The sequence below is a fragment of the uncultured Gemella sp. genome (genome assembly GCF_963529685.1).
GTDB lineage: Bacteria > Bacillota > Bacilli > Staphylococcales > Gemellaceae > Gemella.
On record NZ_CAUSAI010000021.1, the window covers coordinates 1 to 16,467 of the forward strand.

Genomic DNA, 16,467 nt, shown 5'->3' on the forward strand with positions numbered 1-16,467 from the left:
AAACCTTACGAGGTTCCAAGGTCTTCTTTTGTTATCAGTTATAATCGCAAGATTAGGAAGATAACTTTAATCGAATTTTCCCCAAGAGCTAAGTCTTCTAGTTCCATCGTGTGAGCCTACAGCCATATAACGATGTTCGGTAGAGTATGAAAAACAGGGGCTGACCCAAAAGCATAAAGAAAAGCCAAGAAAAGATTGATAAAAATTCTTTTCTTGGCTTTTTGAATGATTTTTGATAGGAATTCTAAAAAATGAAAAATATTTCCCAATAAAATCAGCTAATCCTCCCTGTCTTATCAGGTGTTTTGCTAATTTTATTAAATTATGGGAAATAGCGTGCAGGGCAAATTCGACCCTCACATTTTCAATTCCTCGAAGGGAAAATCTTGTGAACACCAAGTTCTGTTTTAAATTACCGAAGAAACTTTCGATTTCTATCTTTCTTTTTAAGTATATGTTTTTAGTTTCTTCGTTTTCTAAAAGTAAATATTTTTGTTTCACTTTCAACTCTTCATACGTTGGATTATATAGTATTGTTCTATTACCTTTTGCTTTTGTACATAGGTGTTTTATTGGACAATCACTACATTCTTCACATTTGTATTGTTTGAAATCTCTTTTATATCCGTATTTATCAGTTCTACTTATATATTTTTCAAAATCTACATATCTATTATTTGCGCATACGAAACTATCACTAAATACATCATATTTCCAGTTTGATGAGTTTTTTATGTCTTTTTTGTATTTTTTCATCTGTTCTTTTCTCATCATATTATATGGTATTAGTGCCTGATAATTATTTTCTTCGCAGTAAATATAGTTTTCTTCACTTCCGTATCCTGCATCAGCTACTATTGTTTTTGGTTCTATTATTCCTTGTTCTTTAATATTTTCTATATGTGATTGTAATGTTCTTACATCTGTTGGATTTTGATGTATTGTAAAGCCTAATACATATTGATTGTGTGTGCCTACTTGTATATTGTATCCTGTTTTTAATTGCCCATTTTTCATATGGTCTTCTTTCATTCTCATGAAAGTTGCGTCTTTATCTGTTTTTGAATAACTATTTCTATCTTTTAATATTTCTAGCTGATTTTCGTATTTTTGCAGTTTTGGTAGATAGTCTTCTTTTATTTTCTTTGTTATCTTATTGATTACTCGCTTTCTATTTCTGGGGATTTCTTGTATTTCTTGTTCTTCTTTTATTTCTTCTAATACTTCTACTATTTGCTCAATTTCTTTAGATCCTAGATTGTCTATATCTTGTAGTATTTCTTGTGATAACTCTTTTAAATCTGATAATCCCTTCACTGTATCTTCTTGTTTTAGTTCTCCTTCACTCAAGTTGCTTGCTTCTTCTAGAAATTCCGTTATTTTTTCTGTTATTTTTTCTTTGTATCTTTGTGTTGATTTTTTCCATACAAATGTGTATTTATTTGCATTTGCTTCTACTTTTGTTCCATCTAGATAATATATACTAGGGTCTATAAGTTCTGCTTCTATCAATCTTAGTACTATCGCTTTAAATACTTCTTCTTTTTCTACTCGAAATCTATTTATTGTACGAAAATCTGGTGTTTGTCTTGCGGCTAACCATATCATTGGAAGGTTTTCTTTGCATAGTTTTTCTATTTTTCTTCCACTTGTCACTTTATTTATATATGCGTAGATTATTATTTTCAACATCATTTTTGGATGATATGAACATCTGCCTCCACCTTTATATGATTGTCTTAGTATTTTTTCATCTATTCCTTCTACTACTTGATTTACTAGTTTTGACATGTGATTTTCTTCTATCCAATCAGTTATATCCATTGGTATTTGTAGTTGATTCATGTTATAATTTTTATAGGTAACTTTGTTACTCGTTTATATCATCTCCTTTGATTTTTTGGTTTTTGGTTATACTATTATTATATCATGGGGATGATTTTTTTATTAATTTTAAAAAGAAGTACCGAATTTTTTTCTCGATACTCCTTTTTTTACTGGTCTTTTGGGTCAGCCCTTTTTTGAAAAAAATATATAATATCATACTCAAAGACCATTTAGTATTTTACCAATGGCCGAAAAACAAATTTAACTAGCCATTGTAGACATCGTTGCACTTATATCTACAATGCTGTGAGATATAAGTGCTGCTAAAATGGCACAAAAAAGTATTCTCTTATACTAGTTAGAATTATATTTTTCATTATTGAGTAGCTCCTTTTTAATTGTTGATAAAATATTAACATTTATCTGAAAACTTGTCAATCTTTTTTTGAAATTAATAATAAAAAAATTCGAAGATGATGAGTCAAATTTATAAGATTGTAGTAAAATATAATTTTGGGGTTAATGCATAAATATGAAATTCGTTAAATTATATAGTTTGTACAAATAATTGATAAGTACTATCGAGTAATAGATATATTGAATACTTAATATAGTTACAATTTTATGTGTGAAGAGTTACGAAAAGTGCATAATAAAAGGGAAAAAGGTGAATTGGTTAAGTTTCTGTTGCAACTTATTTTTAAAAATATTATAAGAGAGATTTAAAAACTCAAGTAAATTATTGCATTGATATTTAATATATGGTATTATTATCTATATGAAATTTAATATAAAAATTATGTATTTATAAATAAATAGGAGGAAGTTTATAATGAACAAAAACATTAAAAAAGTAGTAGCGGCTACAGTAGTTGCAGGATTAGCAGTAGCTCCAATTGCAGCTCAAACTAATGTGCCAACAGCGCACGCAGCAGAACAAGCTCAAACAAAACACGTCGCAGCTAAATTTGTACAAAATGCAGAAGGGAACTTTGTAGAAGTTACAGCTACTCAAGATGTACTTGCTGCAAAAGTAACAATTTCTGTAGATGGAAAAGGTCAATACACAGTAAGTGTTGGAGATCTTAAAAAAGGTGAAACTAAATTAGTACCTTTCAACGTTGAAGGTGAAGTTGGTAAAGGATTCGCGCCAAAAGCATTACCAAAAACTTCAGTAGTAGCTGATCACGTTACAATCTCAAAAACTGTTAACTCTCACTTAGTAAGAGCAACAGTTTCATACAAATTTGAAGATGGTAAAGTAGAAGTTAAACCAGAAGTACCAGGTGATAAAGTAGATCCAGGAACACCAGGAGATCGTCCAGGAATTGGTGATTTAGGAAAAGAACCAGGAGATGTTACGCCGATACCAGAACCAACACCGGAACCAAAACCAGAACCAAAACCGGAACCAAAACCGGAACCAAAACCAGAACCAAAACCAGAACCAAAACCAACGCCAGAGAAACCTGGAAGAGACATGACTGGAATTATAACTGATAATTCTGACACGCCAACACCAATTATTCCTGGGTTATTCAATTAATAATATTGAAATAAAAAATGGATGTAATCCTTAATTTTGGATTACATCCATTTTCTTTGGTTTTGACTTATTTATAGCAAAAACAGACTCTAGAAATCTAGAATCTGTTTTTATTTTTTATTCGTTATCTAATTGCATGTAAACAACTTGAGTAGTTAAGTATTCTTCTAATCCGTGTTTACCGTCTGCTCCACCGATACCAGATTTACGACGTCCAGCGTGGAATCCTTGCATTGCTTCAAAGTTTTCACGGTTGATGTATGTTTCACCGAATTTTAGACCGTTAACCGCTTTGAATGCAGTGTTAAGGTTAGTAGTGTATACTGATGAAGTTAATCCGTATTCAGAATCGTTAGCATATTCTAATACTTCTTCTAAAGTTTTGAATGTTGCAACAGGAATTACTGGTCCGAAAGTTTCCTCTTTCATGATTCTCATGTCGTTAGTTACATCTGTTAAAACAGTTGGTCCAAAGAAGTATCCAACTTGATTTTCATCACGAGTTCCACCGTATGATAGAGTTGCCCCTTGTTTCACAGCGTAAGCAACTTTTTCAGCAACTGCATCTACAGCACGTTTTTCGATAAGTGGACCGTAGTCTAAACCACCTTCTTTGTTAGGATCACCGAATTTAACTTTATCAAGTTCTGCGAATAATAGTTTTTCAAACTCATCTTTAACATCTTCGTGAACATATACTCTTTCTGCACAGTTACATACTTGACCAGAGTTTATTACACGAGATGCTACGATTGCTTTTGCAGCAAGACTTAAGTCAGCGTCTTTGAATACGATAGCTGGAGCTTTTCCACCAAGTTCTAGAGAAACGTTAGTAATATTTTCAGCAGCGGCTCTCATAACTTCTTGTCCGGCTGTTAAGCTTCCTGTTAAGCTCACTAGGCCAACTTTAGGATTAGATGCCAATCTATTTCCAACTACTGATCCGCGTCCGTGGATTATGTTAAGGATACCTTTTGGAAGTCCTACTTCTATACAAATCTCAGCAAAAATATCTGCGTTAATTGGTGTTAGTTGACTTGGTTTTAATACGATTGTATTACCAGTAAGTAAAGCAGGAGCAGCTTTTCTAGCGATTAAGAAGAATGGGAAGTTCCATGGTAAGATACCAGTAGTTACTCCATGAGGGCGTTTGAATAAGAAAATGTGTTCGTCTTGTCTATCACTTTGGATAATTTCTCCTTCATATCTTCTAGCCCACTCAGCCATGTAATCTAAATAATCAGCCGTAAATAGTACTTCTACTTTTGCTAAATCAAATGTTTTACCACCTTCATTAACGATAGTTTGTGTAATTTCAGGTTCACGTTCACGGATACGCTCAGCAATTTTTCTAAGATAAGCACCTCTTTGGACTGCAGGTAATTTTTCCCAGTCGCGTTGGGCAACTTCAGCAACATCTATCGCACGATCTACAACGTCTTCACCAGATGAAGGGATTTTTGCGATTACTTCTTCTGTTGAAGGATTTAGTACGTTAATATAGTCATAATTTGAATTTTCTTCAAACACTCCATTAATAAAATTTTTCAAAACTTTAACTTCACTCATAGTTTAGTTCTCCTTTATCTTTTTATTTTAAGTAAACGTTACCATTTCTTTTCTAACATTATATATTATGAAAAAATTAAAATCAAGTAGTTTGTTTATATTTTTTGATGCATATTTGTACATTTAAACATCTTAGTATCTATTTTTATTAAAAAAATTATGTATATATAATTTTAATATGGAGTAGTAATTATAGAAAATCGTTAAAAGATAAACGTCGTAATTAACTGTAATATAGCAATTAAAACGCATACATTTAAAAAAGTGGTAATAGTTGTTTTATAGAAAAAAATTTTGTACTTATTACAGATATATATTATATTTCTTAATTTAATGCATTAAGTAATTAAAGTAAATATAGTAAAAAATTTTTTTAGGTAAAAATATTTACACAAATAGATATTTTAGTGGTATAATCGTAATTAAGAAATATTAGGAGGTTCATTAATGAAACAAAATATTGGAGTTATCGGTTTGTCGGTAATGGGAAGCAATTTGGCGTTAAATATTGCGGATAATGGATTTAAAGTTGCAGTATTTAATAGAACAACAAGTGTTGTTGATAAAATGCTAGAAGAGCACCCACATAGTAATGTAGTTGGTAGATATTCTCTACAAGAGTTAATTGATGGTTTAGAAAAACCTAGAAAAGTTGTTTTAATGGTTAAAGCAGGATTTGCTGTTGATAGTCTAATTGAACAACTTACACCACTTCTTGATCAAGGTGATATCATTATTGATGGAGGAAACTCATTCTTCAAAGATACTCAAAGAAGATATGATTTATTGCTAGAAAAAGGAATTAACTACTTTGGTGTAGGTGTATCAGGAGGAGAAGAGGGAGCTAGATTTGGTCCTGCCTTAATGCCTGGTGGAGACGAAAAAGCTTATGAAGAAATTCGTCCAATCTTAGAGGCGATTGCTGCTAAAGTTAACGATGTTCCATGTTGTAGTTACACTTCTACAGGAGGAGCTGGACACTATGTGAAAATGGTACACAATGGTATCGAATATGGAGATATGCAACTTATCTCAGAAGCATATAAAGTACTTAAACACCTAGGTGGATTCTCTAATGAAGAATTACAAGAGACTTTTGAAGAGTGGAATAAAGGTGAATTAGAATCTTATTTAATCGAAATCACAGCAAACATCTTCAAAGTTAAAGAAGAAGATGGAAGCTACTTAGTAGATAAAATCTTAGATAAATCTCAACAAAAAGGTACTGGTAAATGGACTAATGAACAAGCTATTGACTTAGGAATTGATGTATCAGTTATTACAGCTGCCTTAAACGGAAGATATATGTCAAATCTTAAAGAAGAGCGTGTTCGTGCGGAACAAGAATTCACACGCAAACCATATGCTGTTGTAGAAGATAAAGAAAGATTAAAAAATATTGTTAAAGATGCATTATTCATTTCGAAAATAGTATCTTATGCACAAGGATTTAAACTTCTTCAAGCCGCTGAAAAAGAATATGAATGGACATTTGATTATTCACAAATTGCTAAAATTTTCCGTGGTGGATGTATTATTCAAGCGAAAATTTTACAAAATATTATCGAAGCATATCAAAATAATCCTAAATTAGAAAACTTAATTTTTGATCCGTTCTTCAAAGAAGTGATTGAAACAAGACAAGATAGTTTACGAGAAGTTGCCGCATTAGCGATTACTAATAGATTACCACTTAGTGCGATGACTTCAGCAGTTTCATATTTAGATATTTATACTACTGCCAATAGTGGTGCTAACTTAATTCAAGCTCAACGTGATTATTTCGGAGCGCATACTTTCGAAAGAACAGATAAAGAAGGAAACTATCACTATGATTGGGTTGGGAACAATGGAAAATAAAACAGCGATAACACTTTTTGGAGGGACAGGAGATCTTACATATAGAAAACTGTTACCTGCATTATATAACTTAACTGTATTAGGGAAATTAGCTGAAGATTTTAAAGTTATTGTAATTGGACGTAGAGCATATACACAATCAGACTACATTGATATTGCTCGTACATGGGTGAAAGAATATGCTCGTACTAAGTTTGACGATGAACAATTTGATGAATATGCTAAAAGAATTATCTATTTCAAAATGGATATGACTAATGAAGATGACTATGAAATGCTTCAAGAGTTTTATATGAAAGAAGACATTCAAAATCATGTTTACTATTATGCGGTAGCACCATCATTTTTCATAACTATAACAAATGGATTGAAGAAATATTGTTCGGTAAATAATGCGAAAGTAATTATCGAGAAACCTTTTGGTGAGGATTTAGAAAATGCGGCGTTATTAAATGACAAACTTGCCGAATTTTTCAATCAAGAGGAAATTTATCATATTGACCATTATTTAGGTAAAGAAATGATTCAAAATATTCTATCATTACGCTTTGAAAATATTATTTTTAAAGGTATTTGGAATAAAGATTTTGTAGAAAATGTTCAAATAACTGCTGCGGAAACGGTTGGTGTTGGAACTAGAGCTAGCTACTATGATAAGAGTGGTGCTTTAAAAGATATGGTTCAAAACCATTTATTACAAGTTCTGTCATTAGTAGCTATGGAAGAACCGAAAGAAGAAGGGAGCCGTGGTATTCACGAGAGTCAATATAATCTTCTTTCTGCACTTAAACCTATTGAGAATGTTCATGGTAGTTTAGTGATGGCACAATATGAAGGATATCTTCAAGAGGAAAATATTCCTGCAGATTCTAAAACAGAAACATACGCTGCTCTTAAATTATTTGTAGATAATGAACGATGGGAAGGCGTACCATTCTTTATAAGAACTGGCAAAAAATTAGAAAAACGAGAAACTCAAGTAGTTGTTCAGTTCAAATCTGTTGGAACTTCTCCAGGTAATGTATTAATAATAAAAATTCAACCTGAAGAAGGTGTGTATTTCCAATTTAATGCTAAAAAACCAGGTACAGAACAAGAGTTACAACCAATTTCATTAGACTTCTGTCAAAGCTGTATATTAGAAAATATAATGAATACACCGGAAGCTTATGAAAGATTACTTGATGCTTGCTTTAGAGAGGATAGAGCATTATTCTCGCAATGGAATCAAATAGTAGAATCTTGGACATTTGTTAATAAGTTAATAGCTAAATATGAAGAACAAGGTTCTCCGTTATACACATATGAACAAGGTTCGAAAGGCCCAAAAGAGGCAGATGAGTTAGTAAATTGGGTTAAATAATTATTAAGATGTATTGTATGACTTAAAGTCATGCGATACATCTTTTTTGAATATAGGAATTTTTAAACAGTTTATTAGTTAGGAAAGTTTACGTTAAGCGTTAAGTATAGTATAATGAAAATGTAAGTAAAATTATAAATAATGATTTTCATAAGGAGTTAAAATGAGACTGTTAGATTCAATGTTAGAATACAATGAGTACTTTGTAAAATTTGAAGAGTATGAAAAATATAAAACAGAAGATAAGTATCCTGCTAAAAGGGTAGTAATGTTTACTTGTATGGATACAAGACTGGTTGAGCTTGCAACAAAGTCTTTGAATCTATCTTCGGGGGACGTTAAAGTAGTAAAAAATGCAGGGGCAATTTTGACACATCCATTTGGATCGATTATGAGGAGTTTAATAATCGCAGTATATATGCTGAAAGCTGATGAAATTATAGTTATGGGGCATCATGATTGTGGAATGCAAAATATTGATACTAGTTTAATCATGGAAAAAATGAAAGACAGGGGTATAGAGCAAGAAACTTTAGATATTTTACAATATTCTGGTCTTGATTTAAATACATGGTTACATGGATTTGATGATGTAGAGGAAAGTGTCGGACACGATGTAAATATGATAACTAAACATCCGTTGATACCAAAAGATGTACCTGTTCATGGATTAGTGATAGATCCAAGTAATGGGAAAGTAGAGTTGGTAGTTAATGGTTATGATAATCTAAGAAGATAGATAGGAGTTATTTGAATTGAAAAAAATATTGATATTAAATACTGGGGGAACCATCTCTATGAGCGAGGATCAAACGACTGGAAAAGTTTCTCCAACTGATAGCAATCCAATAGGAATAGGCGGGAATTTATTTTCATATATAGGAGATTTGTATGTAGAGGATCTTTACCACCTTGCGTCCCCTCAAATTACAGAAAGAGAAATGTTGGGTATAAAAAATAGAATTGAAGAAGCGATAAAAGAAGGATATAACGGGATTATCATAACTCATGGAACGGATACGCTTGAAGAGACGGCTTATTTTTTAGAGTTAACATTAGATACTAATATACCTGTTGTGGTGACAGGGGCTATGCGTTCGAGTAATGAAATAGGGGCTGATGGATTAGCTAATCTGAGGAGTTCTTTAGTGGTTGCAACTAGCGATGATAGCTGTGATAAAGGGGTATTAGTAGTTATGAATGATGAAGTTCATACAGCTACTTATGTAACAAAGACTCACACGACTAACGTAGCAACATTCCAAACACCGACATTTGGACCTATTGGATTAGTCTCTAAAAATGAAGTTATTTATTTTCAAAAATTAGTAAGAGAAGAGCATTACAATGTAAATGCTGTTGGGAAAAAGGTTTATTTATTAAAAGCATATGCAGGTATGGGAGATGAACTTATAAATGCAGTGCTTAATTTAGGAGCAGATGGATTGGTTATTGAAGCTTTAGGAGCTGGGAATTTACCACCTAAAACTGTATCAGCTATTAGAAAATGTATAAAAAATGATATGCCTGTAGTTTTTGTATCGCGTGCATTTAATGGAGTTACCCAAGATGTTTATGATTATGAAGGTGGGGGTAAAAGATTTCAACAAGATGGGGTTATATTTACAGCAGGTTTGAGTGGACAAAAAGCTAGAATAAAATTAATGATTTTATTAGAGGCGGCTATTCCTCGTGAGAGATTAAGAGAATTGTTTTAAAATAGTGTTTAGTCCCATTAAAATGTATATAAAGTTGAATATTTTTTGTAATTATGGTAGTATATTAGATGATTTATATTAGGAAAGAGGTGTAAAGTTGGAATTTAAATATCACAAGTCGTATAAAGGATTTTATCTAATTGAGGATAATAAATTTAAGCGACCTTATCAAAAGTTAGATCAGGAAAAAACATCAGAAAATTTAAATGGAAAACTTGAGTTTGATGAAAATAGAATATTAAAGATTGATTCTAAGGCAGTTGTTTTTGTTGATAAAAATGAAGGTAAATCTTTAAAAGAAAAAACAACAAAAGTGAAAAAGATTCAGAGAACTGTTGAAGAAATAGATTTTGAATCATTAGAACTTAAATACAAAATACCGAAGCTTTTATTGAAAAAGTTATATACTATTATTTCGGAAAATTCAACAAATGAAAAACGAGATTTACTATCAGTGTTATCGGTAATTGAGAATCTAACAATCTCAGATGGATTATTCTTTTCAAAAGTGAAAAAAATATTTTATTATGGCGAAGATGAACTAAATAATTTACTAGTTAGATACAATTTTGATAATTTAGACGTAGTTAGTCTGAAGAAAGATATCGAAGTAAATTACCCTAGTCAATTCATTTCGAATTTACCTATAGATTATAAAGAATACGAGATGATTTTCGTGTTTTACTTTATTATATTAATCGAATTAATAACTATATTGAAATAATAATTGAACTTTTTGATTAAACAAAACTAAAAAGACTTGATTTTTTTTCAGTCCTTTGTTATAATTTTAATCAGAAAGTTTATTTTTTTAACACCCGATGGTCGCAAATTGACCTGACTGGACACAAAAAGTCCAACGATAAACTTTTAATATTTATAGGGGAAACTTAAGATGGATATTTTACATTTGTTACATATGCAAAGTAGACTCGTACCTGAAATGTTTATGAAATTTAGTAATAGATATGAACTTCTGGTAACAATTAAAATTAATCAACCAGTAGGAAGAAAATCATTATTAAATTTTATCAATATGACTGAAAGGCAATTACGAACAGAATGTGAAGTTCTATCCAAGTTAGGATTAATTACAAAAAATTCTACAGGAATGAGTATTACTGAAAAAGGAGAGACTCTTCTTTTAGAGATAAAAGAGTCAGTTATAAATGATTCTTTCGCTAAAGAAAGAAGTTTTATAAAAAATCATTTTTCAATAAAGCAAGTTCATATTGTAGCTGGTGACTTCGTTAATAATGAAGCTACTAGAGAAGAAATGACAAGCCTACTCTTGGATAAGGTTAATGCTAAAATAACTAAGGAATGCGTAATTGGAGTCAGCGGAGGTAGTACAATGTATTACATAGCCGGTAAAGCTAATGAAACATTTGGTTATGGAAAGGATGTTACTATAACACCAATAAGAGGTGGTCTATCTGTCGTTAATACGGAATATCAAGCTAACGATATTGCATCGAAGATGGCTAATAATTCTGGTCATAATTATCAATTATTACATGCACCAGATAATATAGGACAAAAGGCATTAGAAGAACTTATAAAAGAACCAGTTGTAAAAAATGCGCTTGATGTTATAGAAAAAACGTCTATAATTATCCATAGTATTGGAAATGCTTTTGAAATGGCACAAAGAAGAAAATCTTCAAAAGAAATTTTGGAAGTATTGGAAGAAAAAAATGCTGTTAGTGAATCATTTGGAAGTTATTTTGATGAAAGCGGCAGTGAAATATTTAAAACCTCTACTATAGGTATGAGTTTTAAAGATGTTGATGGCATTGATAATGTCTTTACGATAGTTGGTGGTGAGGAAAAAGCTGATGCAGTATTTAGTTATCTAAATACAAAACCAGCTAATGCAACACTGATTATTGACGAGGCAATTTGCAAAAAAATAATAAAAAAAGTTAATAATAATTTTTAGGAGGACTAAAAAATGTCAGTAAAAGTAGCAATTAACGGATTTGGACGTATCGGACGTCTTGCATTAAGAAGAATCCAAAACGTAGAAGGAATTGAAGTAGTAGCGATTAACGACTTAACACCAGTTAATCAACTAGTTCACTTATTAAAATATGATACAACTCAAGGTCGTTTTGACGGAGAAGTATCTGCTTCAGAAGGAAGCTTAGTAGTAAATGGTAAAGAAATCAAAGCGTTTGCTAATGCTAATCCAACTGAATTACCATGGGGAGAATTAGGAGTAGATGTAGTATTAGAATGTACTGGATTCTTCACTTCTAAAGAAAAAGCAGAAGCTCACATCCAAGCAGGAGCTAAAAAAGTTGTTATCTCAGCTCCAGGTGGAAACGACGTTAAAACTATCGTTTACAACGTAAACCACGAAATTCTTGACGGAACAGAAACAGTTATCTCAGGTGCATCTTGTACAACTAACTGTTTAGCTCCAATGGCTAAAGCTTTACACGATAACTTCACAGTAGTTGAAGGATTAATGACTACAATCCACGGATACACTGGAGACCAAAACACACTTGACGCTCCTCACCGTGGTGGAGACTTACGTCGTGCTCGTGCTGCAGCTGAAAACATTGTACCAAACACAACTGGTGCTGCTAAAGCTATCGGATTAGTAATCCCAGAATTAAACGGAAAATTAGACGGAGCTGCACAACGTGTACCAGTACCAACTGGTTCATTAACAGAATTAGTAGCTGTAGTTGAAAAAACTGTTACAGCTGAAGAAGTTAATGCTGCAATGGAAGCTGCTGCTAACGAATCATTCGGATACAACGTTGATCCAATCGTATCTTCTGACATCGTAGGAATTTCTTACGGATCATTATTTGATGCAACTCAAACAAAAGTATTAACAGTTGGAGACAAACAACTAGTTAAAGTTGTATCTTGGTATGACAACGAAATGTCTTACACTTCTCAATTAGTAAGAACATTAAAATACTTTGCAGGATTAATTAAATAATCTAAAATATAAATTATAGAAGAATAGATGAGATATAAGTCGAATGTGACTTATATCTTGTCTCATATATTCCAAATAAAATTAAAGGAGCTTTCCATGAAGAAATCTATCAAAGACTTAGGTAACTTACAAGGGAAAACTGTCTTAATGCGTGTTGACTTCAACGTGCCATTAAAAGATGGTGAAATTACAAACGATAACCGTATTACTGCGGCATTACCAACTATTGAGTATGCGCTAAATCAAGGAGCTAAAGTTGTAGCATTCTCACATTTAGGACGTGTTAAAGAAGAAGCTGATAAAGCGTCAAAAAGTCTGGCACCTGTAGCGGTAAGATTATCAGAATTATTAGGTAAAGAAGTTAAATTTGTACCTGAAACTCGCGGAGCTGAATTAGAAGAAGCGGTTAAAGGATTAAAAGATGGTGAAATCTTAATGTTCGAAAACACTCGTTTTGAAGATGTAGATGGTAAAAAAGAATCTAAAAACGATCCTGAACTTGCAAAATATTGGGCTTCTTTAGGTGATGTGTTTGTAAATGATGCATTCGGTACGGCTCACCGTGCACATGCTTCAAACGTAGGTATTGCATCTAATATTGGAGAAGGGAATTCTGCATCAGGATTCCTAGTTGATAAAGAAATCAAATTTATCGGTGGAGCAGTCGATAATCCAGAAAGACCACTTGTTGCAATCTTAGGTGGAGCAAAAGTTTCTGATAAAATTGCAGTTATCGAAAACTTATTAGATAAAGCTGATAAAGTAATTATCGGTGGAGGTATGGCGTATACTTTCATGAAATCGCAAGGCAAAGAAATTGGTTTGTCACTTTGTGAAAATGATAAAATTGATTACGCTCGCGAATTAATGGAAAAAGCTGGAGATAAACTAGTATTACCAATCGATAATGTAGTCGCTAAAGAGTTCTCTAATGACGCACCAAGCCGTGTAGCACAAGGAGATATCCAACCTGATGAAGAAGGATTAGATATCGGACCGAAAACTGTTGAATTATTCAAGAACACTCTTGAAGGAGCAAGAACAGTAATCTGGAATGGACCTATGGGTGTATTCGAGATGCCTAATTTCGCAAAAGGTACGATTGGAGTTTGCGAAGCTATCGCTAACTTAGAAGGAGCTACTACTATTATCGGTGGTGGTGATAGTGCGACAGCAGCAATTTCTTTAGGATATGCAGAAAAATTCTCGCACATTTCTACAGGTGGAGGAGCTTCTCTAGAATATCTAGAAGGAAAAGTATTACCAGGAATTGATTCATTATCAAATAAATAATTTTTAAAACTCAAGGAGAGTAACATTATGTCAAGATTACCATTTATCGCAGGAAACTGGAAAATGAACAAAAACCCACAAGAAGCTAAAGCCTTTGTTGAAGCTCTTGCTGGGAAATTACCATCATCAGATAAAGTTGAAGCAGGTATTGCAGCTCCAGCTGTTGATTTAAGTGTATTACTTAGCGCAGCTGAAGGAACTGGATTAAAAGTTGCAGCTCAAAACTGCTATTTTGAAAATTCAGGAGCATACACAGGTGAAACTTCACCAAAAGTATTATCTGAAATGGGTGTAAACTATGTAGTAATCGGTCACTCAGAACGCCGTGAATATTTCCACGAAACAGATGAAGATATTAATAAAAAAGCAAAAGCAATTTTTGCAAATGGATTACTTCCAATCATCTGTTGTGGAGAATCTCTTGAAACTTACGAAGCAGGTAAAGCTGCAGAATTCGTAGGAGCTCAAGTAAAAGGAGCTTTAGCTGATTTAACAGCTGAACAAGTAGTTTCATCAGTAATCGCTTATGAGCCAATCTGGGCTATAGGAACTGGTAAATCTGCTACTAAAGAAGATGCTCAAAAAATGTGTAAAGCAGTTCGTGATGTAGTTGAAGGACTTTACGGAAAAGAAGTATCTGAAAAAGTTCGTATTCAATACGGTGGATCAGTTAAACCTGAAAACGTAAAAGAATATCTATCTTGCCCAGACGTAGATGGAGCATTAGTAGGTGGAGCATCTCTAGAAGCAGAATCATTCTTAGCGCTTCTTGAAGGTGGAAAATTAGCTTAATTTTAGCAAAAAATAAAAAATTGTAGTATAATAAAATTATAAATCAAATAATAAGGAGAAAGTTAATGTTAGCAAAAACATTTGATATTATCGCAGAAGTATATGCAAGAGAAGTTTTAGATTCACGTGGTAACCCAACTGTAGAAGTTGAAGTAACAACTGAATCAGGAGCGTTTGGACGTGCATTAGTACCATCAGGAGCATCAACTGGACAATACGAAGCAGTTGAATTACGTGATGGAGACAAAGGTCGTTACTTAGGTAAAGGTGTAACTAAAGCTGTAACTAACGTTAATGAAGAAATTGCACCATTATTAGAAGGTAAATTCGACGTATTTGATCAAGTAGGAATTGACTACGCTATGATCGAATTAGACGGAACTGAAAACAAAGGACGTCTAGGAGCTAACGCAATCTTAGGTGTATCTTTAGCAGTAGCACATGCTGCAGCTGATGCATTAGGAGTACCTCTATACAGATACTTAGGAGGAACTAACTCTAAAGAATTACCAACTCCAATGATGAATATTGTAAACGGTGGATCTCACTCAGATGCTCCAATCGCATTCCAAGAGTTCATGATTTTACCAGTAGGAGCACCTACATTCAAAGAAGCTTTACGTTGGGGAGCTGAAGTATTCCACAACTTAGCTAAATTATTACATAACCGTGGTTTATCTACTGCAGTAGGTGACGAAGGTGGATTTGCTCCAACATTCGAAGGAACTGAAGATGCTGTTGAAACTATTCTTTCTGCAATTAAAGCTGCTGGATTAGAACCAGGTAAAGATGTATTCTTAGGATTCGACTGTGCGTCATCTGAGTTCTACGAAAATGGAGTATACAACTACGCTAAATTCGAAGGTGAAGGTGGAGCAGTTCGTACTTCAGAACAACAAGTTGATTACTTAGAAGAATTAGTAAACAAATACCCAATCATCACTATCGAAGATGGTATGGATGAAAACGACTGGGAAGGATGGAAATTACTTACAGACCGTATCGGTGATCGCGTACAATTAGTAGGAGATGATTTATTCGTAACAAATACTAAAAAATTATCTCAAGGTATTGAACAAGGTGTTGGTAACTCAATCCTAATTAAAGTTAACCAAATCGGAACTTTAACTGAAACTCTAAATGCTATCGAAATGGCTAAACGTGCTCGTTATACAGCGGTAATTTCTCACCGTTCAGGAGAAACTGAAGATTCTACAATCTCAGATATCGCAGTTGCAACTAACGCAGGACAAATTAAAACAGGTTCTCTTAGCCGTACAGACCGTATTGCTAAATATAACCAATTATTACGTATTGAAGATGAATTAGATGCTACAGCAGAATACCCAGGTGTTCGTGCATTCTACAACATCAAACGTTAATTAATAAATATACTTAATAAAAAAGGTGAAAGTCTGCGACTTTCATCTTTTTTTATTTTAAAAAATTATAATTATATATCTTTGTTTTTAAAAAAATATTTACAAGTATAAACAAGTTGTTGAAGACATATTATATAATAGATAACTAACAATAT

The 16,467-nt window shown here is 32.7% G+C and carries 13 protein-coding genes; 11 read left to right on the top strand and 2 right to left on the bottom strand.

Annotated features, from left to right (window positions below; translation table 11 throughout):
• Positions 1–66: 66 nt before the first annotated feature.
• On the bottom strand, positions 67–1,845 hold the full coding sequence (locus RWS90_RS04480; protein WP_314549016.1) for an IS1182 family transposase: 1,779 nt from the start codon (positions 1,843–1,845) through the stop codon (positions 67–69).
• A gap of 814 nt (positions 1,846–2,659) precedes the next feature.
• Between RWS90_RS04480 and RWS90_RS04485 the strand changes: the two genes are divergently transcribed.
• Positions 2,660–3,373, top strand: a complete 714-nt coding sequence (locus tag RWS90_RS04485) for a hypothetical protein (protein WP_314549018.1) — start codon at positions 2,660–2,662, stop codon at positions 3,371–3,373.
• A 117-nt stretch (positions 3,374–3,490) separates the two neighbouring features.
• Here RWS90_RS04485 and aldA read toward each other — a convergent pair whose 3' ends face one another.
• On the bottom strand, positions 3,491–4,942 hold the full coding sequence (aldA, locus tag RWS90_RS04490; RefSeq protein WP_314549020.1) for an aldehyde dehydrogenase: 1,452 nt from the start codon (positions 4,940–4,942) through the stop codon (positions 3,491–3,493).
• A gap of 447 nt (positions 4,943–5,389) precedes the next feature.
• Between aldA and gnd the strand changes: the two genes are divergently transcribed.
• The 10 genes from gnd (at position 5,390) to eno (ending at position 16,312) form a co-directional block, all read left to right on the top strand.
• Positions 5,390–6,802 (top strand): decarboxylating NADP(+)-dependent phosphogluconate dehydrogenase, encoded by a 1,413-nt coding sequence (gene gnd / locus RWS90_RS04495; protein WP_314549022.1) that lies wholly within the window; start codon positions 5,390–5,392, stop codon positions 6,800–6,802.
• A complete protein-coding gene (gene zwf, locus RWS90_RS04500; RefSeq protein WP_314549025.1) occupies positions 6,774–8,165 on the top strand; it encodes a glucose-6-phosphate dehydrogenase in 1,392 nt (463 codons plus the stop codon). Before gnd ends, zwf begins: the two co-directional genes overlap by 29 nt.
• 163 nt (positions 8,166–8,328) lie before the next feature.
• Complete coding sequence (locus RWS90_RS04505; RefSeq protein WP_314549028.1) at positions 8,329–8,904, top strand: carbonic anhydrase; 576 nt, start codon at positions 8,329–8,331, stop codon at positions 8,902–8,904.
• Positions 8,905–8,920: 16 nt separating this feature from the next.
• Positions 8,921–9,883, top strand: a complete 963-nt coding sequence (locus tag RWS90_RS04510) for an asparaginase (protein ID WP_314549029.1) — start codon at positions 8,921–8,923, stop codon at positions 9,881–9,883.
• Positions 9,884–9,980: 97 nt separating this feature from the next.
• Entirely contained in the window at positions 9,981–10,607 is a 627-nt protein-coding gene (locus RWS90_RS04515; RefSeq protein ID WP_314549031.1) for an exonuclease SbcC, read from the top strand.
• Positions 10,608–10,778: 171 nt separating this feature from the next.
• Entirely contained in the window at positions 10,779–11,825 is a 1,047-nt protein-coding gene (locus RWS90_RS04520) for a sugar-binding domain-containing protein (RefSeq protein WP_314549033.1), read from the top strand.
• Between the two features lie 12 nt (positions 11,826–11,837).
• A complete protein-coding gene (gene gap, locus RWS90_RS04525; protein ID WP_314549036.1) occupies positions 11,838–12,845 on the top strand; it encodes a type I glyceraldehyde-3-phosphate dehydrogenase in 1,008 nt (335 codons plus the stop codon).
• Between the two features lie 96 nt (positions 12,846–12,941).
• Positions 12,942–14,138: a phosphoglycerate kinase gene (locus RWS90_RS04530; protein ID WP_314549039.1), complete on the top strand. Its 1,197-nt coding sequence runs from the start codon at positions 12,942–12,944 to the stop codon at positions 14,136–14,138.
• Positions 14,139–14,165: 27 nt separating this feature from the next.
• On the top strand, positions 14,166–14,930 hold the full coding sequence (tpiA, locus tag RWS90_RS04535; RefSeq protein ID WP_314549041.1) for a triose-phosphate isomerase: 765 nt from the start codon (positions 14,166–14,168) through the stop codon (positions 14,928–14,930).
• 65 nt (positions 14,931–14,995) lie between these two features.
• A complete protein-coding gene (gene eno, locus RWS90_RS04540) occupies positions 14,996–16,312 on the top strand; it encodes a phosphopyruvate hydratase (protein ID WP_314549043.1) in 1,317 nt (438 codons plus the stop codon).
• Positions 16,313–16,467: the final 155 nt, after the last annotated feature.